This window comes from Neobacillus piezotolerans (assembly GCF_003362805.1).
GTDB lineage: Bacteria > Bacillota > Bacilli > Bacillales > Cytobacillaceae > Bacillus_D > Bacillus_D piezotolerans.
This window is the reverse complement of record NZ_QNQT01000001.1, coordinates 167,243-187,905: the sequence shown is the minus strand read 5'-3', so window position 1 is coordinate 187,905 and position 20,663 is coordinate 167,243. Positions and strand designations below refer to the sequence as shown.

At 41.8% G+C, this 20,663-nt stretch carries 21 protein-coding genes; 1 reads left to right on the top strand and 20 read right to left on the bottom strand.

Going from position 1 to position 20,663, the window contains the following annotated elements; all coding sequences use genetic code 11:
- Nucleotides 1-226: 226 nt before the first annotated feature.
- The 7 genes from DRW41_RS00960 to DRW41_RS00930 all read right to left on the bottom strand — a co-directional run bounded on the left by DRW41_RS00960 (nt 227) and on the right by DRW41_RS00930 (nt 5,938).
- Nucleotides 227-1,021, bottom strand: a complete 795-nt coding sequence (locus DRW41_RS00960) for an ABC transporter permease subunit (RefSeq protein ID WP_115450094.1) — start codon at nt 1,019-1,021, stop codon at nt 227-229.
- Nucleotides 1,022-1,060: 39 nt separating this feature from the next.
- Nucleotides 1,061-1,852, bottom strand: a complete 792-nt coding sequence (locus tag DRW41_RS00955) for an ABC transporter permease subunit (RefSeq protein ID WP_115450093.1) — start codon at nt 1,850-1,852, stop codon at nt 1,061-1,063.
- A gap of 5 nt (nt 1,853-1,857) precedes the next feature.
- Entirely contained in the window at nt 1,858-2,742 is an 885-nt protein-coding gene (locus DRW41_RS00950) for an ABC transporter ATP-binding protein (RefSeq protein WP_115450864.1), read from the bottom strand.
- A 20-nt stretch (nt 2,743-2,762) separates the two neighbouring features.
- Nucleotides 2,763-3,374, bottom strand: a complete 612-nt coding sequence (locus tag DRW41_RS00945; RefSeq protein ID WP_115450092.1) for a TetR/AcrR family transcriptional regulator — start codon at nt 3,372-3,374, stop codon at nt 2,763-2,765.
- A 405-nt stretch (nt 3,375-3,779) separates the two neighbouring features.
- The gene (locus DRW41_RS00940) at nt 3,780-4,262 is read right to left on the bottom strand and encodes a PaaI family thioesterase (RefSeq protein WP_115450091.1); all 483 of its coding nucleotides are present in this window, start codon (nt 4,260-4,262) and stop codon (nt 3,780-3,782) included.
- 176 nt (nt 4,263-4,438) lie between these two features.
- Nucleotides 4,439-4,921 (bottom strand): GNAT family N-acetyltransferase, encoded by a 483-nt coding sequence (locus DRW41_RS00935; RefSeq protein WP_115450090.1) that lies wholly within the window; start codon nt 4,919-4,921, stop codon nt 4,439-4,441.
- A gap of 60 nt (nt 4,922-4,981) precedes the next feature.
- Nucleotides 4,982-5,938, bottom strand: a complete 957-nt coding sequence (locus DRW41_RS00930; protein ID WP_181884362.1) for a helix-turn-helix transcriptional regulator — start codon at nt 5,936-5,938, stop codon at nt 4,982-4,984.
- Nucleotides 5,939-6,018: 80 nt separating this feature from the next.
- Here DRW41_RS00930 and DRW41_RS00925 point away from each other — a divergent pair, with 80 nt between their 5' ends.
- Complete coding sequence (locus tag DRW41_RS00925) at nt 6,019-6,624, top strand: type 1 glutamine amidotransferase family protein (protein ID WP_115450088.1); 606 nt, start codon at nt 6,019-6,021, stop codon at nt 6,622-6,624.
- A gap of 324 nt (nt 6,625-6,948) precedes the next feature.
- Here the strand turns inward: DRW41_RS00925 and guaC are convergent, their stop codons facing one another.
- The 13 genes from guaC to DRW41_RS00860 form a co-directional block, all read right to left on the bottom strand.
- A complete protein-coding gene (guaC, locus tag DRW41_RS00920) occupies nt 6,949-7,932 on the bottom strand; it encodes a GMP reductase (RefSeq protein WP_115450087.1) in 984 nt (327 codons plus the stop codon).
- A gap of 342 nt (nt 7,933-8,274) precedes the next feature.
- Nucleotides 8,275-8,814, bottom strand: a complete 540-nt coding sequence (gene hxlB / locus DRW41_RS00915; RefSeq protein WP_115450086.1) for a 6-phospho-3-hexuloisomerase — start codon at nt 8,812-8,814, stop codon at nt 8,275-8,277.
- A 5-nt stretch (nt 8,815-8,819) separates the two neighbouring features.
- Nucleotides 8,820-9,434, bottom strand: a complete 615-nt coding sequence (locus DRW41_RS00910) for an orotidine 5'-phosphate decarboxylase / HUMPS family protein (RefSeq protein ID WP_115450085.1) — start codon at nt 9,432-9,434, stop codon at nt 8,820-8,822.
- Nucleotides 9,431-10,375, bottom strand: coding sequence for a sugar kinase (locus tag DRW41_RS00905; protein ID WP_115450084.1), 945 nt, complete (start codon nt 10,373-10,375; stop codon nt 9,431-9,433). The genes DRW41_RS00910 and DRW41_RS00905 overlap by 4 nt, the downstream gene beginning before the upstream one ends.
- Nucleotides 10,372-11,034 (bottom strand): hypothetical protein, encoded by a 663-nt coding sequence (locus tag DRW41_RS00900; protein ID WP_115450083.1) that lies wholly within the window; start codon nt 11,032-11,034, stop codon nt 10,372-10,374. Before DRW41_RS00900 ends, DRW41_RS00905 begins: the two co-directional genes overlap by 4 nt.
- Nucleotides 11,031-13,163: a hydantoinase/oxoprolinase family protein gene (locus DRW41_RS00895; RefSeq protein WP_115450082.1), complete on the bottom strand. Its 2,133-nt coding sequence runs from the start codon at nt 13,161-13,163 to the stop codon at nt 11,031-11,033. Before DRW41_RS00895 ends, DRW41_RS00900 begins: the two co-directional genes overlap by 4 nt.
- Before the next feature lie 75 nt (nt 13,164-13,238).
- Complete coding sequence (locus DRW41_RS00890) at nt 13,239-14,522, bottom strand: citrate transporter (RefSeq protein ID WP_115450081.1); 1,284 nt, start codon at nt 14,520-14,522, stop codon at nt 13,239-13,241.
- Between the two features lie 90 nt (nt 14,523-14,612).
- On the bottom strand, nt 14,613-15,347 hold the full coding sequence (locus DRW41_RS00885) for a sugar phosphate isomerase/epimerase family protein (protein ID WP_115450080.1): 735 nt from the start codon (nt 15,345-15,347) through the stop codon (nt 14,613-14,615).
- A gap of 17 nt (nt 15,348-15,364) precedes the next feature.
- Nucleotides 15,365-15,988, bottom strand: coding sequence for a bifunctional 4-hydroxy-2-oxoglutarate aldolase/2-dehydro-3-deoxy-phosphogluconate aldolase (locus DRW41_RS00880; RefSeq protein WP_115450079.1), 624 nt, complete (start codon nt 15,986-15,988; stop codon nt 15,365-15,367).
- Nucleotides 15,985-17,055 carry a LacI family DNA-binding transcriptional regulator gene (locus tag DRW41_RS00875; RefSeq protein ID WP_181884361.1) on the bottom strand — a complete coding sequence of 357 codons (1,071 nt, stop codon included), beginning with the start codon at nt 17,053-17,055 and terminating at the stop codon, nt 15,985-15,987. The genes DRW41_RS00880 and DRW41_RS00875 overlap by 4 nt, the downstream gene beginning before the upstream one ends.
- A gap of 626 nt (nt 17,056-17,681) precedes the next feature.
- The gene (locus DRW41_RS22770) at nt 17,682-17,822 is read right to left on the bottom strand and encodes a hypothetical protein (protein WP_181884360.1); all 141 of its coding nucleotides are present in this window, start codon (nt 17,820-17,822) and stop codon (nt 17,682-17,684) included.
- Nucleotides 17,823-18,417: 595 nt separating this feature from the next.
- Nucleotides 18,418-19,179, bottom strand: a complete 762-nt coding sequence (locus DRW41_RS00865) for a 3-hydroxybutyrate dehydrogenase (protein WP_115450076.1) — start codon at nt 19,177-19,179, stop codon at nt 18,418-18,420.
- Between the two features lie 93 nt (nt 19,180-19,272).
- The gene (locus DRW41_RS00860; protein WP_115450075.1) at nt 19,273-20,592 is read right to left on the bottom strand and encodes a GntP family permease; all 1,320 of its coding nucleotides are present in this window, start codon (nt 20,590-20,592) and stop codon (nt 19,273-19,275) included.
- Nucleotides 20,593-20,663: the final 71 nt, after the last annotated feature.

Sequence of the window (20,663 nt, the reverse complement as noted above, 5' to 3'; positions counted from 1 at the left end):
GTCCAATCTAGACTTCCTACCTTCCCCCTGAGAAATCAGGGGGCTTTTTTTGGTTTTAAAAAAGCGGATAAAAAAGAGAGAAGAGCTAGCACTTCTCTCCCTAAATTCTATGATGTTTATTTACTCTTAAACTTCCACAGCCGCTTTTACCCATTGATTTTCTATCGGAATGCCCGCATCTTTAATCGTCCGATAAACCAGGCAGCGCAAATCATCGGCTCTCCCCCTAATTCAAGTCCCGTTTTTGGTAGCTGATATAAGTGACAGCGGTCAACACGGCTGCGATGGCGGCCGAAAGTAGAACAAATGCCCCGCTGAAACCGGCTCCAAACAATAATTCTTTCGCTTCATAATATTTAAAAGGCGTGAAGTATTTCAATGGTTCTATCTTATCGTTCATGTCGATGGCGACTGACAAAATAAATGTTGCCAGCATAATGGCCGCTGCTGTTGCTCCCGCTTTTCCGGCCTTCTTTTGTACAGCCCCTGTCGCCGCTCCAATCGACAGAAAAATGAGCTGTAAAAGGAACATCCCAATCATGAGGGTAGCAATATCACCTTCCACATGAGGTCCGCCATCATATCGTGAAACGCTCAAGATTGATGACAGGTACGCAACGAGGTTGATAATGGCAACCTGGACAAAGGCGGCGAATAGCTTGCCTGTGATGACTCTCCTTCTCGAAACTGGTTTTGAGAACAGAAACTCAGCCGTTTTGTCCCGTTCTTCTTTCGCAATAATCGTGGCTCCCAGCATAACAGCATGGATCGCGGCCATGATTGCTATATACAAGTACAGGATGCCGTAATAGCCCAAGACGGTAGAAAGGTCAAGGCCGCCAACGCCCAAAACGGCCTGGAGCCCCTTTGGCATCCCTTCCATCAATTCATTCATTGATTGCCCGGAACCGGACATCGCGCCATACTTTCCCATGCCCGAGACGACCATCAAGATGACACCGAGGCACCAGAATATTAGCGATTTTCGGTGCGCCTTCAATTCCCTGAAAACGATATTCATATCGAAACCTCCATTCGGCAAAATTTGGCGGCGGTACAGCTAGTGGACATCTTTCTTCGCGAAGATTACATAGCTGGCAGCAGTCGCCGCAATTACGATTCCTATGCCGATGCCAAGGAATTCCCCATCATAGCTTGAGTTTCTTACAATTTCGGCTGGTTCAAAATATTTAAACGGCGAAGCATACTTTAGCACATCATCGTCTGTTACCCCGGCGAACATCCCAATGATAAAAAAGGAAAAAACCGTTCCAAGGGAGACAGACAAAACCGACTTAATCTTTGGCGCGACCACGGAAATCATTGTTCCAAGCGCCAGAAAAATCAACTGAATAAAAAACAGCGTCAACGTAATCATCAAAAACAGTTTTAGACTGAAACCTTCGGAGGCTACCATCGAAGCAATGACAAACGAAGCGGCCATGAAGACTATATTGGTTATCATCAAAGCTGTCACTGCCGCCAATAGCTTGGCAGTGATCACCTCTGTACGGGTAACCGGTTTTGTCAAAAGAAAATCCGCCGTTTTGTTCCGAGCCTCTTTTGAAACAATCGAAACCCCAAGATTCATCGCCTGAATCGCTCCGCAAAGCGCGACGTACAGAAAAACATAAGAATAGAATCCCAACAGTGTAGTGATTGTTTCCAAAGAGAGACCCAATGCCTTTTTGACGGCATCCGGAAAGCCTTCCAGCACTAGTTTAAACTCCGCCGCCTCCCTCGAAAACGACGGAAACATCGACAGGAACAGGAGAACCAGGCCAATCATGGCGCACGTCCACAGAGTCGCTGATTTACGATAAGCCCTCAGCTCGTGCAAATAAATATTCATGGCGGTTACTCCTCCTTTTCATAGTAATGCATGAAAATCTCCTCAAGGTCCGGCTCTGTCACCCAAAGGTTCACAATCTCAACATCCGTAATCTTTTTCATTACCTCATTGAGGTTGCCCCGGTATAAAAAGCTGACAGTCGTCCCGTCCGCTTCCAAATCATTTACCCCTTCCATCTGGAAAAGGCTCCTCTGCACCGGCGCGGCTGTTTCAATCTTGAATTTTTTATAAGTGTTTTCTTTTAACGTACTGATTTTCTCAACCTGAACAATTTTCCCTTCTTTAATAATCGCCACCCGATCGCACAATTTCTGAACCTCGCTTAATATATGGGACGAAAACAATATCGTCGCACCTTTTTTGTTCTCTTCCCTGAGCAGTTCGAAAAATTTCTGCTGCATCAACGGATCCAGGCCGCTTGTCGGTTCATCAAGAATAATTAGCCTCGGTTCATGCAAAAGACCCTGGACGATTCCGACTTTCTTTTTGTTTCCGAGTGAAAGATCGTCAATTTTTTTATGCAAATCCAGATCCAGCATTTCTGCCAGCTCCTTGATTCTTTTCCGGCAATCTTTTTTATAAAAGCTTGCTGAATACTTAAGAAGGTCAATCACTTTCATATTGTCATAGTAGAAAACTTCGGCGGGCAAATAGCCGATGTCTTTTTTTATTTCAGGCGCGAATTTCACACAGTCTTTCCCAAAAATCTTCGCGCTTCCGCTTGTCGGATAAATTAGCGACAGCAGCGTCCGGATCGTTGTTGACTTACCTGCTCCGTTCGGCCCGATAAATCCGAAAATTTCCCCTTCCTCCACTTGAAAACTGATATCCGTAATTCCCCTTGCTTTTCCGTAATTCTTTGTTAAGTTGTTGATTTCAATGACATTCATCATGTCAGCCCTCTTTCCAGTCAGGTATAGAAAGATTTTCTGAGCACATCCAAATACCCGTCCATTTTTGCTAAAATTTCATCATAATTGATTTCATCCAGCGACAGAAATTTGATTTTTTCCTGAACTTCATTCGAAAAGCCTTGGAGTGTCCAGACAATGATATTGATTGCCTTCGGAATGTCCAGATCTCCCTTGAATGGTGACAAGTCAATGTTCTCAAGGATTTTCAGATAACTTCTTTCAATCAGTTCCTTATTACGGAGTGTAATCTCCTGGGACTCATCCCGGACGGCCGCCATCAAAAAATTGAACATGTCCGGATGTTTATGAATCAACTCAAGTTTCAGCAATACAATCTGGCGCATTTTTGTAAAAATCTCATTTTCCATCGCAGCCATCTTTCCGAAAAATTCCTTTTCGAAAATATCGAGTGAATAGTCATACAAATAAAGATACAATTGCTTTTTATTTTTGAAATAGTGGAAAAGAAGACCTTTTGAAATGCCTGCCTTCTTGACGATTTCATTAGTTGATGCATTTTCATAGCCCTTTTGTACAAACTCATCCAAAGCAGCGTTTAAAATGCGGTCCCTCTTTTCCGTTTCCAGGTTCAAAAACTTTGAAAACACAGGTGGCCCTCCCCTCTTACTTTCACTGACTGCTATGCTCAGTTTCAGAATATTTCTCTTGACCAAAGTGGTCAACACATTCTTTTCGACAAACTTCAGACTGACGGTAGAGGATTTCGATTTCCCAGCAAAAGTACGAAAAAAATGAAAAAAACAGGCTGCCGGGAGTTCGACAGTTTTAACAAAAAAAGTACAATGCACAATCCAACAATTACTTCCATTTATCAACCGCTTTTTTTGAGTTTAATTAAGAAATTCCTATTTTCCCAAATTGGTATATTATTTGGCTTTTCCATTGCAAAAATCACGATGGTTCTGGCACCGAACTTTCGCATAAGAAAAAACCAAGCCCCCTGTTTTTAAGTGGGCTTGGTCTATATACAGTGCTACAACATTCTATAATATTTATTTTAAAAACGAGCTTGGCATGACGACAGATACGACCTCTCCACGGGCACAAAGGATTTCATTCGCAAATACTTCCGTATGGACTTTCCACCTTTTAGGATGGATTTCTTCCACTGTACCAATTGCTTTTAGTGGAACATTTTGTGGAGTTGGTTTAAGGAATTCGACATTGAGGGAAGCAGTCACAAATCTGGGCGGTTCTGGCCCATCACCTATTTCGTTCCCATTTTTCCGATGCAAGGCAAGCGAGGCTGAACCCGTACCGTGGCAATCAATCAACGAAGCGATCATTCCGCCGTAAATAAAACCCGGGATTCCCATGTACTTTGATTCGGGAGTATAGATTGTAACCGTCTTATCGCCTTGCCAACCAGTTCGTAGATGATGGCCATCTTTATTTAACCGGCCACACCCATAACACCAAGCGAAATCATCGGGGTAGATATCTTGTATTGCCTTTTCAATTTTTTCTTCCACCATGCATTCTCCTTACTAATCTATTATGTAAATCAAACACACTATAAGCGATTGTTCGGCCAGGTCGTACCATAACTATAGTAAAGTTATTCCTTGTACACAACCGCTTACTGATAATTCAGTTACAAAGATCGATTTGGCGAAAAAATATACTATACCATTAATTATGTTTCAATTGATTAAATTGCCCTACTTAAAATTTCCCCTGGTAATCCTCCAATTTCACATACTTTTTCTGAATGAAATCCACTATTCAATAATATTTTTCTTGAAGGTATATTCTTAGGGTCAATGATTGCTGTCAAACGATTTACATGTGTATTTTTTGCTTTATTTATTAATACTGCTGCAATCTCACTGCCGTATCCTTTACCCCAATACTGCGGGAAAAGCATGTATCCTAATTCTGCTTCATCATCAATTTCTTCATTTAAGATTAAACTGCCAAGCCCAATAAATTCATTTGCGTCATTATAAACTTTGTAAGAGCCGAATGTTTCATATTTTTCATTTCTTTTTATTATCTTTTTAAACTTTTCTTGCGCTTCTTCCAAAGGGATTGAATGCTCCGTAATCATACTCATTACTTGTTCATTCGAGACTAGTAGATAGTAATGATTAAAATCAGTCGAATCAAATTTTCGCAAGGTTATATTACACATATATTCCCCATCCTTAATTAAATACAAGTAAGCCTTATTATAGTTTGTCCCAATACCAAATCACAGGTATATATCACTCAATCGCATAATTTTGTTTTTTATTTCAGTTCTTAACTCCATAGGTTCAACTACTTTTGCATATTCTCCCATTTGCATAAAAAAATCAGCGAAAAAATCAATTTCTGTTTCACTTATTGAACCCTTAACGACTCCATAACCATTATCATCTAAGGATATGTGATAATTTTGAGGAACAGTAGATTTATATTTTTCAACTCCTTCTGGTGTTAATTCCACAATAAGTTCATACTCTTTTTTTGTTATTAAACTGTTAATAATTTCATTTAAAGTGGTTTCCTTCAGTTTAATTTTGTCAATTCTTTCACTTGATCTAATCTCGGATATTCGATCGCAACGAAATAGTCTAAATTCCTTTCTGAGATAACAATAAGATGGGCAATACCATCTTCCATACTGAGAGAATAATCCAAGTGGTTGAATTTCTCTTTTAACCCCCAGGTAGGAAATCCAAAGTGGCTCATTTGCTATTGCTGCCAAAAATAGCTCTTTTAAAAGGGGACTTTCTTTGCTCTGATTATCTATTTTGAAATCAATCTTATTCTTGATTAAATCAATTTCATCTTTCATCTTTCCGTTTAAGTTAAGATAAAATTTTTTTATGATTGAATTATACTCCGATTCAAAAGGCAGGCTAATAAAATGTTTTAAAGATAAAAGAGCAAAAAAGATAGAGAAAGTTTCCTCTTTTGTAAAAGAAACAGCAAGGAGATTTTTTTCTTCTAATACTTGATATCCTCCATTAGCCCCTACCTCTGAAATTAATGGAACCCCTAGAATACTTAGTTCTTCTAAATCCCTAAGAATCGTTCTTCTTGAAACATTAAATTCTTTTGCCAAATCATCTACCTTAAACTTTCTGACTCGATTGATATACAACCTTAATTCATTTAATCTGACTGCTTTATTCATTTTTTCCCCTTTTAATAATTGTGTCATCATTTGTCACTATTACATTATATACTGAAGACAGTACCGAATTTATAAAATTTTGATAATTCAAGCAGGAGGAATTTAGAATGAGCCAAACTGGGGAGAAGGAAATTTTAATTGTGTTGTTGGAGGAATTCGCTGATTGGGAGGTATCTTATGTAGCAGCTTTTTTAAATAGTTCTGAAGAGTATGTCACGAAGACGGTTGGTGTAAGTGAGGGTGTTATAAAGTCGATTGGTGGAGTACATGTCCTCCCAGATTATACCTTAGAAAGTGTGCCGGAAAACTTTTATGGTTTAATACTGATTGGGGGAAACTCCTGGCGTAAGCCACTGAACAATAACGTCATTCCGCTAGTAGAAAAGGCACTTACCAGGAATATTCCGGTAGGGGCAATATGTGATGCAACTGTTTTTATGGGAGCCAATGGATGGTTAAATGAAATAAAGCATACAAGCAATGATCTTAATGTTTTAAAAAATTATGCAAAAGAAAACTACAGAAATGAAATGAATTATGTATTGGAGCAAGCAGTTACCGACGGAAAAATTGTGACCGCAAATGGAACAGCTTCAATAGAATTCGCAAAAGAAATTCTAAATTTATTGGAAGCATACCCAAAGGAGCAAATTAATCAACTTATCGATTTTCACAAATTGGGGTATTATGAGGCAATAAAGATAAATTCATAATATCAACTATTCACAATGCACGTAATCTTTAATAAGGGAATTTATGAGCATTTCTCCTTTACAATATATATGCTCAACCCTTTTTTCTAAACGAAATTGATATTAATTTCATTGGCACCGATTGATTTATCGATTGTTGTTTTTGGGATAAAGATTTCCCATATTCGCTTCATTACAATAAAGATGAACATGTCGCTATTCAACAAAAAGCAGCAGCCCAATTTCGGTTGCGAATTGGGCTGCTGCTAACCGTGCTAATTCAATTTTGGTAGTCGAATACCGAACACGTTATTTAAAAAACCAGCTGCTTCTCGGTGCTGTGACTTAATAGATCCTATCTCCATTAAAGATGGAATTTTTGACAACGACATAATCGACATTCCGAATTGCGGACAGTTTGTTTCCTCCAGCATACGAAATTGACGATTGAAGATCCTGTTCCATTTCAATAAGAGTGTCCTTTATAGGGCCCCTGTATTCTACATGCATCTTTTTGCCTTCGACGTTCCTTTTTTCCCCTTTTTGAAACTCGGAAGCCGAACCGAAATATTCTTTATACAGCTTGCCGCCGTTTTCAATGGTTTCACCCGGGGATTCTTCGTGGCCGGCAAACATGGAACCAATCATAACCATCGCCGCGCCGAAACGGACCGACTTTGCAATATCTCCATTTGTGCGGATGCCGCCATCGGCAATAATCGGTTTGCTTGCTGCTTTGGCACACCATCTCAGTGCCGCCAACTGCCAGCCGCCAGTTCCGAAACCAGTTTTGATTTTCGTAATACATACCTTACCTGGCCCAATCCCTACTTTAGTTGCATCGGCACCAGCGTTTTCCAACTCCCTTACTGCCTCAGGAGTTCCGACATTTCCCGCAATTACAAAGCTTTCAGGAAGATGTTTTTTAATATGCTGAATCATCTCGATGACTGCATTGGAATGGCCGTGTGCAATATCGATCGTGATGTACTCAGGCGTTAGCTTTTCCTCTGCCAATTGGGTAATGAATCGATATTCTTCTTCCTTAACCCCAACGCTAATGGATGCATATTGCCCACGAGCCTTCATGTCTTTAATAAAATCGACTCGTTTTTCTGGCTGAAAACGGTGCATAATATAGAAATAATTATTCTCTGCTAATTTGATAGCAAGGCTCTCGTCAATAATCGTTTGCATATTTGCTGGGACTACAGGCAGTCTGAACCTCCGGCCGCCAAACTCAACTGATGTATCGCATTCGGAACGGCTTTTTACAATCGACTTTGCTGGAATAAGTTGAATATCTTCATAATCAAATACTGTATCCATGAATTATCCCCCTATAAAATCTTCATCAACAAACTATTTTAGAGTAACTTTTGAAAAGTTTTTCATTCTTTAACCACAACTCCTAGGTTAATACACGAACATTATATTGTCAATAAAATAAAACGTTCGTTTTTTTAAAAGTTAAAGTCATTCCATTCAATTTGTCATCACGGGGATTATTCTTGAAATCTCTCTTTTGTGTAGCGCAAATCAATCTTTTTTAAAAACCATTCTTTGTAGTGAAAAACTCATCAACTATAAATTGATTTTTCAAAGGCAGATGTAAAAGGCCCACGCCTAACCGAGCAGGTGTGGACCTTTTATATTGAGTATGTTTTTAACTTACCAATGCTTCCCCGTAGCCGTTTCATTGGATACGCCGTCACGTCTGCTCAAGTATAAACATAAACCATCGAGAACAATGTGGACGCTTTGGTCAAAAAGCGAACTTAGCAATTGAATCGATTTTCTGCTTTCGCCTTCGTCCCCTCTTACAGTCCCAGGCACTAATACGGACTCATCCGAACAGCGGGCCAAATCCGATTCCAAATTGCTCGTTAGCGCCAGGACTGTGGCTCCTTTTTCTTTTGCTTTTTTCGCATCGGATACGACATTCGCACTTTTCCCTGAGCCGGAAACCGCAACGACGACATCATTTTCTTTAATGGCTGGCGTGATCGTTTCACCGACTACATAAACTTCATAGCCCAAATGCATGAGCCTCATCGCGAACCCTTTTGCCATAAGACCTGAGCGGCCCTCACCCACAACAAAGATCCTTCTATCCTTCGAAAGAACCGCTGCGGCATTTGCCAACGATTGCTCATCAACTTTCGAAACGACTTCATTTATTTCTTTTAAAATCGAATCAAGCAGGTTCATTTTTCTCACCCCACTAACGATTTGAATATCTTTGCGGTTTCACGAATATCCGCTGATTTCGTGATGCCGCCGCCGACAATCGCTATTTCAAAATTAGCCTTCTTAATTTCAGCAATATTTTCAGGTTTGATGCCCCCTGCTACAGCCAATCTTGGAAAATCATCAATCTGTGCCAGCGTACTTTCGATTAAAGCTTGTAAACCCGTGCTTTTATCGGACGGAAGATGCACGCAAAGGATCCCATCTGAAAACTGCTTCAGTTCCAGTTGCTTTTCAGCGGATGTCTCAAGCAGGTCAATCATGTAATCCTTCTGATATTTTTGGGCGACTTGCTGGCAAATTCGTATCGTTTCCAAAGAAGACGCCCCCAGGACGGTGGCAATATCTGCGCCGGCCTGATAGATTGCTTCAAATTCATATTCAGCTTCATCCACTGTTTTAATATCGGCCAAAATCGCCTTTTCGGGAAATTCCCGCCTGATTCGCCTTACAGATTCGAGGCCAAAATCCTTGATCAGCGAAGTGCCTATTTCAATAATATCAATATACGATTCGGCCTCACGGATAATTCCGATCGCCTTTTCGATCGATACCCTGTCCACCGCTAGTTGAAGCTTCATTTTTGATGGCTCCTAATAAATTCGGCTAATTCGTCTCTCGTTGGAAGGCCTTCATTATCACTTACAAACGTGACTTGAATCGCGCCAATCGCATTCGCGCGGGTAATCGTGTCCTGAATCGGCAGCCCCTCCAATTTTCCGGTAATGACTCCTACCGCAAAACCGTCCCCGGCTCCAACTGTGTCGATGACTTTTTCCACTTTAAAGCCTTCCTGATAAAAGCTTTCGGATTGAGTCCTTACGTAAGCCCCTTTGCTTCCAAGCTTTATAATGACTTCTTTCACACCAAGACCTTCGTAAAAATCAGCAATTTTCTCCGGATCATCCGTGCCTGTCAAAATCAATCCCTCGGAAACGCCGGGCAAAATCAAATCGGCTTTAGCGGCAATTTCATTGATTACTTTTACCATAACCTCTTCGCTTTCCCATAGGCTTGGGCGAAGATTAGGGTCAAATGTAATGTAGATTCCTCGCTCCTTTGCCCGTTCAATTAAACGGAAGGCGGCTTCGCGGCAGTTTAATGATAGGGCCGGTGGAATCCCGGTTACATGCACCAAATCAACGTCATCCAAATTGATTTGATCAATATCACTGGCAGTCATATGTGAAAAAGCTGACCCCTTGCGATAATAGGCAACGTCAGGATCCCCTTCGGAAACCTTGCTCTTTAATTGCGTGGCCGTTTTGTAAATGGGGTCAAAGGTCAAAAACTCAGTCCCGATCCCTTCCCGATTTAAAAAGTTTTTAATATAAAGGGCCATTGGATCTTGTCCAAGCTTTGTGACATAGGATACGTTATGGCCTAAGCGGGCAAGGCCAGTACAGACATTCACCTCCGCGCCGGCCAGTGACCTTCTGAACAACTCGACTTCTTCGAGAGGCCCCTCTGTTTCCGCTGTGAACATCGCCATTGGTTCACCAAACAACAGTACTTTGCTCATTCAGATAAACTCCTTGTAATCATGGTAATTTCACTAAATAACTGATTCGCTTTCCCTTCATTAAGGGGAAACAACATTAGCACATCAAAAACGAACGGGTTAAAGCGAAGCGTCAGCATTTCTTTTGCGAATTGCATCGCGGCAATCTCACTAAGGGCAGCCAGACGCGATTTATATTCAAACTTTCCGAGTTTCCAAAGGGTTATTTTCATGTTTTTTGTGAAAATATCAGCATCATGCTCTTCAATATAATGAAACAATTCGTGGGCAATTAAAAGCTCCTCCACATCAACTTCCTCAAGCATTTGCTCAAGCTGATGTTCCTGGATCAATTTATTGACAAGTTCAATATTATCTTTAAATAACGTAATGCTGTCCGGACTGTTGTAACAAGCAAACATTATATAATTTTCTGTGCCATATGAATCTTTCACACTAATCTTCGTGTTCATCTTGGCTGCTATTTCTTTAATAGAATGATTGGGGTAATTTTGTCTTACCTGAACGGCCTGATGCTTGCCGCATTCTATTGCTTTTTCAATCAGATCCTGTTTGACGTGATCGATTACCTTACGGTTGAGGGGGTCCCGGCTAAAAGCGTAATGACCCCACTCTTGATCCGATATATTTGTTAAAACGTTCACGTTTTCGGCAATCATAGATCATTCCTTGCTCCGACGATAATGATTTCTTCATGCGGTTCCATCGTTGCCAATTCTGTATCAACCACCATGAATAACTGGTCTTTATCGAGCATGCCGGTATAATCCAATACTTTCCCGCCGATACATAGATAAATATCCGGGCTTAATTTAATATCGCTCTTGAAAATGGCTAAAGTTTCCCACATTTGGCCGATCACTTCTTGGGCTTGCGCGACAGTACACTTTTCAGCGACAGCGTCTCCTCGCTGTACTTTAATGAAGCCTTTTTTGTCGATGATCCGTACTTGTTTCGCGCCCGCCTTCTTTCCTTCGGCAGAGAAAACATAGATGACATCGCTCTTCGTAATCAAATCCGCATCGTCAACCGGCACGCCCATTGATTTCGCAGCGATTTCCTTTGCTTCCTCTTCGCTTAAGGCCATTAACAAATCTGTTGCTTGAACCTCCGAAGAACCCATCGCAATCGCTGTGACTTTATTCGTTTGCGAATCGATTTCGATTTGAACCTCGACCGTATCAGGGACGGCTCCGTTGGCGATCGCCATGCTTGCCGCTTCTTTCTTCAAATCCGCAATATCCTTTTTCGTCGGTGTTGGGATAACCCGTTCAACGACGTCACGAATCATTGCCAGGGCGACGCCAATAGAAGAAATGACTTCGGCATTTTCCGGGATGCTGTAATCCAGCTCCATATTTTTCGCGGTGAATGGCAGCAGCGATGCGCAGCCCCCTCCAACGCCTACGAGGGAAATTTGGTCTTTTTCGAGCTTGTATTTTTCCGCAAAATCTTCGATAACCGGCTTAATTTTTTCATACGATTTTTGTAAAATTTCCGCCGCTACTTCTTCGACGGTCTTATTCATATATTTCGCGAGCGGCTCCATTGCTTTCCTGGCAGCCTCCGGGTTCCCGTATGCATAGTGTTCAGGATTTACATATCCCAATACGTTCGCCGCGCAGCTATTTGTAATCGTAATTTTGTTGCCGTTTTTCAGTTTAATATAAACATAATCAGCCGGATCGCCTTCTTTTGGAGAGAAGAACTCAACTTGAGGGTCGACGATTTCCTCAATCGGCGTAAAGACGGCGTAAGGCATACCGCCAATATGGGCGCTTCGTGGCCCCACGTCGACAATCCCTTCCTTGGAAGCACGAACCATACTTCCTCCGGCTACCCCCAATACACGGACGTCCAATGAACTGATATAGGTTGGATGGCCGCCAACGATAGAGTAGTCAACAGCCGGGCGCCCATTTTTGATAACGCCAATGTTCGTACTCGTTCCGCCAACTTCGAAATAAATGCCGTTTGACGCCCTTAAGTACATCAAAGCTCCAACAACACTTGCGGCAGGGCCTGATAGCATCGTCAAGACAGGGCGCTTCCTCATTTCGTCGATTCCCATTACCCCGCCGTCACCGCGCATGATCATCAATGGAACCTGAATCCCCGCCTGGCGGACGCTGCCTTCCGTACTGTTCGCCGTTTCCAGCATTTTCGGCAAAATACTCGCGTTAATGGTCGCTGTTCTCGTCCTTCGCGTCAGGCCGTACAGCTTACTTATTTCAGAGGCTACTGATACAGGAATGCCATGCTCTTCAGCAAGTGTTTGGATTTCTTTTTCCTCTGTCAAATCATCGACGCCGAAAGCCTTTGAAGCGACAAAAACACCCGCGCCCTCATCTTTTAATTCCCTGATTGTGTTTTTGATTGTTTCCTTGTTTATTTGTTTTTGTTTCATGTAGCGATGATGTGTCTTGATGATCCGGCCAGTACCTAAATCGATGTCATCGATTTTCGTTTGCTTTTTTGCAAGCCAGCCGCCGAGGCCGCCACTGCCGATGCCAATCACCCCGACCTCCGCGACGTCACCCTCTAAAAGAGCGTTTGTCGCTTGAGTCGTACTGTGAGCGATAAAAATAACGTCTTCAGGATCAATATTGTTTTTTGTTAAACATAATTTAAACGCTTCGATTACACCTTGTGCCACGCCACTTGGATGATCGTGCGTGGTCTTGACGGAACCTTTGCCGATGATTTCATGTGTTGCATTATCAATTGCGACTGCTTTCGTATGGGTTCCCCCAACGTCGATTCCGACGCGGATAGCTCGTTTCGCCATGATGATTCCTCCAGTTCCAAATCTTTATTGAAATCGGCTGCTCCTTCACAGGAACAACCGATTCCTTTGTATTACTTAACCGAACATCGCATAGGCGATGGCAATGTTGATGACACAAACAACCCATGCCCATGGCGCGCCTGAAAGCAAGAAGCTTTTCGTATCTGTCTTCGTATAGTTAATCGACCACAAGTTCCACGATTGAGTAGGACAAGCCGAAATATTCATTGAAATTGTTGGGATATACATTAATGGGAATAGGAATGCCAATGGGAAGTCGCCCACTCCTGTTAAAATCCCGATTGTCGCGGCACCGGCACCAAATACGGTTAACGGGCCACGGAATAAACCAAGCGGCGCGATGACCATGAAGAGAAGGGCAACCGTTAATGTGCTGGTTGGCATAACTCCACCCAAGATACTTTCAAAGAATGGTGAAACAGCACCCGATACTTTGTTGAACATTGGAAGAATGAATAAGAATCCAAGCAAGCCGGCAACGTCGACGACACCATCATAGAACGTTTTAGAAATAACTTTTTCTGCATCCTTGTAGGATCTGATTTTCCCAGTAACAAAAAGTGCGAATAGAGCGGATACAATAAAGGCCGGAATTGGCTGCCAATTAAAGCCAATTGCGAGAACAACCGGCAGCAGCGGAGTGATAAGCGCAATTGCTGGCACGTTTTGATCATCATTGCTGGACGCTGTCGCAGCCCAAGCACGGCTAACCTTTGTTTTGCGAAGCCTAACGGACAACATGACAATGACAATCGCTAGTTGGACAGCCATCGCTGTAAAACCGAATTTCAAATAGTTCGAATCGTATTGGAAATCCGTAAAGATTGCTTGCATTTGCTTAAATAAAACGATGTTGACATACATACCTGAACCGACTGACATGATGTAGGAAGAAACCGCCAGCGATTTTGGAACACCGAGTGATAGTAGGATTGGAAGAACAATAACCCCAATCGCAACAACCGCACCCGCGCCAAATGTACTTGTAAAAATTAAGCCAGTAACAACCGACAATAGTACTGTTGTTACGAGAGGCTTGTCCCCTCCAAGTTCAACAGTCATTCGGATAATCTTTGATGCAACGCCTGTCCTAACTAGCACCTGGCCAAACCAGCTACCAAAGACAACGACAACGGCCGTCGCTCCCCAGCTTTCAGGCCCACCCTGGAAAATCTGCGTCATTGCTTGTTCCCAAGTAATTTGTCCGCCAATCATTCCAAGCGTTGACCAAATAACAGCCATAACCAAGAAACCGATCATCAGGTTTCCGCCTCTAACTGCATAAACGATAAATCCGATAAATGTCAGCAATAAAATAATTCCAATCGTTAATGCCACTTCGTTTTCCCCCTTGTTCATTGTTTATCAATAGATACTTTTATGGTTTTTTCTGAGGTGCCGTAACATTTTTGTTTTGAAAATCACCTCCTACAAGTCTATTAATTTATGAATCTCTGCTACTAGTTCTTCTTTTGTGAAAATTGGATATTCAATGGCAGCCGGTATTTCTTTTGGCAAAATGGCCATGACTGTTTTCCAATCCACAATTCCCTCATTCAAGAATCTTGTGTTTTTGCCTTCATCGATATCTTTTATATGGATATAGGTGACAAACGGCTGAAGCAGTTTGGCATTCTCAACCGGGTCTTCCCCTTGGAACAGCCAATTCCCGATATCAAACGTAAAGGTAATCGGCCCGCCAAGTTGTTTTACCTCGGTCAGGAAATCAAAGATTTTTTGCGATTTTCCATTGCTTTCCGTTTGGTCATTTTCTACGGTGAGCTTGATGTTATATTTTTCAAGCAGCTTCGTAATCGTTTTCAAATCAGCTTCAGAAACTTGGCCATATTCGCCAATATTCAGCTTTATGGCGCTGCCCTTCATTTCGTTTGCTTCCTTGCAAACCATTTCGAGCGTTTCAACGTTTAGCTGATGATTTTCGTAGAGTACTTCCGGTACGGAGTAAAAGACGTTAATTCCATACTGTTCTGATTTGGTTTTAATATCATGGAATTCCTCGTCGTTTTTAATGAACTCTCTTCTAACCTCAATAGTTTTTAACCCGAGCTCGTGAACCCAGTCGAGCATTTCGCTTTGAGGCACACCAGCATGTAAATCTTCAAGATAGACTAGCGTATTAATGGCAATTTGATCTTTTTTCAAGTTTCTCAACCCCACCCCTACTGTTGTAATGCGTGTAAAATCTTCTCACATCTTTGTTTCAATACGTCCAGATTGCCGGTATGAATGCCTTTCGTTAAATAACCGCCCAATCCGACCGCAAAGGCGCCGCTTGCAAACCAGTCTTTAATATTCGTATCATCTACTCCCCCGGTTGGCATCATGTCAATGAATGGCATTGGCGCTTTAATCCCTTTGATCATCTTCATTGATACACACTCACCCGGGAATAGTTTCACCACATCGCTCCCTGCCAAGTAGGAATGATAAGCCTCGGTTGGCGTGGCTGCCCCCAATGAGCAAAAAATCCCGCGCTCTTTGCAGTAGGCGCCAACTTCTTCTACCACACAAGGAGATACAACAAAATCAGCTCCGTGCGAAACAGCCAATTCAGCTTGTTCCTTCGTTAAAACCGTACCAGCTCCGATGATGGCTTCGGGAAGTTCCGCTTTCAGAGTTCGGATCAGTTCTTCTGCTTTTGGCAGGCTGAAGGTAATTTCCAAAGAAGTAATTCCGGATTGTACAATCGTTTTACAGATTTCTTTGGCCTCTTCCAGATCATTTCCACGGATAACGGCAATGATTTTTCCTTGCAGCCGCTCCTTGACTTCTTGTCTGTTCATTTATAATCAGCCTCCCTTAAAAACATTGGATTTGTAGAGCCTCGTTTAACTAGCTTAGCCGGCAATTCGATATAGTCCGGTTCGAATTCGCCTGAATCTTTAATACGCTCGATCAATAGCTTTGCAGATTGAACGCCGCACTCATAGGATTCCTGTGTCAGGGTCGTGATGCCAGGAGGAATTAGGGACGCCCAACCCCAGTCATCGAAGCCACATATTCCCATTTGCGGGGAGATGTCAATATTCAGCCGCTTCATGCCATGCAGGACTGATAGAAGCGTTACACCATTAACCGTAAAGATTGCCGCAGGCTCACCATTCGAAGCGCTTACAAATTCCCTTAAACTATCATCCGTATTTTGCGGATCTTCAAGATCGATAACATATGTAGTCAAATTTCCATCCTGATTAAAATACGTTTTCATCGCGTCATTAAACCCTTCATGGCGCTTGTAACGGCTGCTGATAACCGACATATCCTGGGTGAAAAACCCTACACGTTTGTATCCTTGTTCAGATAAATACTTCACCAAATCATAGGTTGCATCGTAATTATTCGTCGCTACCGTATCGAGCATATTTGGAATGCTTAAGCCGCGGTCAGCCAGGACAATTTTGATTCCTTCATCTTTTAGTGATAAAAGATAGTCATCATTTTTGCCGGTAGTGTTAATGATCAGCCCATCCACTTTGTTATCCAATAAGGATTGGATGCTTTCTTTCTCATATTCCGGATCATTGCCAATGTTTGCGAATAATACGTTGTAACCTAATTGATTGCAATAATCACTTATGCCTTTTAAAACAATCGACGAAAACGGGCTTCCAATATCGGCAATGATGCAGCCAATGACGCCGGAATTCTTCGCTTTCAAACTTCTTGCCAGGTTGCTGGGGCGATATCCCAACTCATCGATGACAGCTTCAAGCAGTTCCTTCGTTTCTTCAGACATGTATTCATATTTTCCATTTAAATATCTGGATACCGTTGTTTTGGAAACGTTTGCTTTTTTGGCGACTTCATTGATGGTGACCCGATTTTTTTCCCCTTTAGCCTTATGACTCATATCCTCAACCCACCTTCCTTTCATTTGGAAAGTTTATTTACCGATTTAGTTAACCGGTTTACAAAGCAAGTAAAGAAATTCCCCAATTTTCAGCTAGAACCAGGAATGATTTTTGAGGCAAACCATCGCTGGCCTGTTTTTAGAAACCGGTTTACAAAACAAACCCTTTTTTCAACTCTATGTAGCCAGAACCAGGGATTCATCGTGTATCCTTGCAAACCGAGTCTTAGAAACCGGTTTACTAATTACTAAAAAAATTACTCGATTAAATTTATCCAAACCATCGAGCTTTTTAGAAACCGGTTAACATACATATTAAAAAAATATTCAAACTTGTTATCGCTTTCATAAATCTAGTATATCGCTTTAAAAATTTGTTTGTCAATATGTGTCGAAAATTTTTTTCTATTATCCTACTGATAAAAGGATTGGTTGAATTTTAAAACTTATGGAATTTTTCTTGTATGGATAGCTCCCATCACTCCCTTTCACCCTTCATACGATTCTTTTCATATGTAAAACTGAATACTTTTTTCTTCCCCCGAGATCAAAAAAAGACCAAGTAAAGGCTTGGTCTGGATTATGAAAATATTCGGGCTGCAGCTTGAAACACTGATTAGATGTTACTAAATTTCGTCATTATAATAGATGACATGAGAAAGGATTTTTGTTCCTTCAAACCATTCAAATGATTCCCTTGCTTCCTTTTCGTCCTCAAATTCATACATGCTAATGGTTTTGTCCTTATAGGCCGTTATAATCCACATGATAAAACACACCTTCCATCATTTTTGTATTCAGTATGGTTTGTACGGACCCATTTTAAAACATAAGGGGAATAGGTATTCCGGAATTTAAGCATTAGGAATTTCTTATCCATGTTGTCTTTTTTCTACAACGACTAAAGATTCATATCAACTCATAAAATTTGCTTTGTTCATGTTTAAATTTTCGTTTATCCTTGCTGTTTTTGCTGACATTTTCAAGGGTACTGGTCCCCAAAAATCAAGTTGGCCATCTTTCATCTTGGGAGGACCCATCTCTCCCCTCAAATGCTGCAGGACGACATCGACTCCCTGCTCCTTCCATGTTGGAACATCAGGAAACTCTTTCAACCGCTAAATTGAGGAGATGACGAAAATACGAATGGCCCCGCTGTCAGCATATTGTTTTGCCTCAGACAGGACATGGCCTCGATATCAATTTCGCTGCTAAAAAGAGCATCCACTAGAAGGGTTCAATCTTCATACACATATAGTGTAGTCTTTTTTTGTAAAAGAAATAGGGAGCCATCCCTGCTGAATGAGGTTAGCTCCCATTTCTTTCTTCATTTATTCTGCTAGCCCAATAATGTTTATCTGCTTATTCCCCACCAGTAACGCCGAGTGCCTCGCCTGTAATGGCTGCCGCTCCGTCTGAAGCCAGGAATAGTGCGGTTGCTGCAATTTCCGATGGCTCAAGCAGACGTCCCAGCCATTGGTTACCAATGATGTGGGTCTTTAATGCTTCTTCAACGGAAGTCCCATCTTTTTCTGCAAGTACCGGCAATTGTTTTTCAATTAATTCTGTACGTGTTGGCCCTGGCAAAATAGAATTAGCTGTAATGCCAAATTCAGCATTTTCCATTGCAACTACGTTTGTAAAACCAATTTGGCCATATTTTGCCGCAACATATGCAGATTTATATTTATCAGGCCTTCTGCCGTGCCCTGAAGAAATCGTAATGATCCGGCCCCAGTTTTGTTTCTTCATCGCAGGAAGAACATGTTTCGTTGTTAAGAATGTTCCTTTCAAAATGACATCCACAACAAGGTCCCATTTTTCTTCCGGGAATTCATCAGTAGGTGAAATAAACTGAAGTCCTGCATTGTTTACGAGAACATCGACTGTTCCACGATCAGCAACCACTTGCTCAACCGCGGATTTCACGCTTGCTTCTTTTGCTACATTTGCTTTGTAGCCTTTCGCACTCCCTAATTTTTCAGCCGCGCTTTTGGCAGCTTCTTCATTTAAATCAAAGATGGCTACAAAATCGCCGTTTTTGACGAATTCTTCTGCAATGGCATAGCCAATCCCCCGGGCTGCTCCAGTTACGATTACTGTACGTTCTTTTTTCGTTGTCATATTGTATTCCCCCAAAGTTTAATTATTGTTCATCTTATATTGCAAAAAACAAGCCCCTTTGATTCGGTCACCCCCTTAAAGGTAAGTAGATTTTTAATAAATCAAAATGGCTGTAATTAAAACGGCGGCCAGAGCAAGGACGTTTGCGCCTGTCACCGCGACAAACTGATACTTAAAGCCGTTTTTATGTGTAAGGCCTGCTAAAGCCAGGAATGTCAAGACCGCGCCATTATGAGGCATCAGTGTGATTGTTGAAGATGCGATTGCCGATACCCTATGGATGACATCAGGATCAAGCCCCATATTCAGATAACTTTGTCCGAATGCTTCCATCACAATCCCCAGCGCGCCTGATGCGGAACCTGTGATTCCGCCAAACAAAGCGGATGCAACCGACAAGCTGATCAGCGGATTACCCGGGATGTTTAAAATCAATTCGGAAATATACGTAAATCCGGGTGCAAGGGTGATGGCCACCCCGAATGCCACGGCCGACGATGTCAGGAAAACAGGCATGATCGAGCCGCTCGCCCCTTCATTGATGACCGCTTTCTGGCTTGGGATGTATTTTTTGAAAAGAATGGCCGAAACAATGACCGAAGCGGCCAGGCCAATCACAATAATATTTGGTACTTTCAAAACGCTTCCGGCAACAATGATTCCAATCAAAACGACGATAGGCAGGATGCTAATGAAGAAAGGCGGAATGTTTTCTTTTAGCTCCTCGTTTGTTTCTTTCACATTAAAGTCCGCGAATGTTTCCCCTTTTGCCAAGCTTTTATTTAAGGTGAATTTCATATACCATAGGCCAAACGCGAGTGCCACTACTGCTCCAATGATTCCCAAAAGCGGTGCCGCTGTTAGGGTTGTCCCTAGATAGGCAGTTGGCACGACGTTTTGGATGGAAGGTGTGGCAGGAAGCATCGTCATCGTAAACGTACCAAGTCCAACTTGGATTGGAATGGTCACCAAGTTCCAAGCGATATTCAGCTGCTTAAATAATGGTTTCGCCAACGGAAGAAGAACGAATACAACGACAAACAAACTAACGCCGCCATATGTCAAAATTGCTGTAATAATAAGGAGTGCCACCAGTACGGAAAACGGATTTTGCGTTCCTGTTTTGTTAAGGATTTTTTCCGCAATCGATTGAGCTGCTCCGCTTTTATCGATATATTTTGCCAATATGGCTCCCAACAGGAAAACAGCAAAGAAATTTATTACGAATCCAGTAAGTCCGGTCATATACGAATTCTCTTTTCCTATCAAGGACGAGAACAAATCAAGCTGGTTTGTTAAAATGACGATTATTGATGCGAGAGGAGCAACGACTAAAATGCTATACCCCTTCATTGCCCCGTAAATGATTAATGCTATTCCTAGCAAAATGCCTATGACCTGAATGATCTCCATAAAATTTTCCCCTTTTCTTGTCCCTTCTTTTTTAATACTTTTAATTAAAATATCTTGAGTTAAAAGTATAT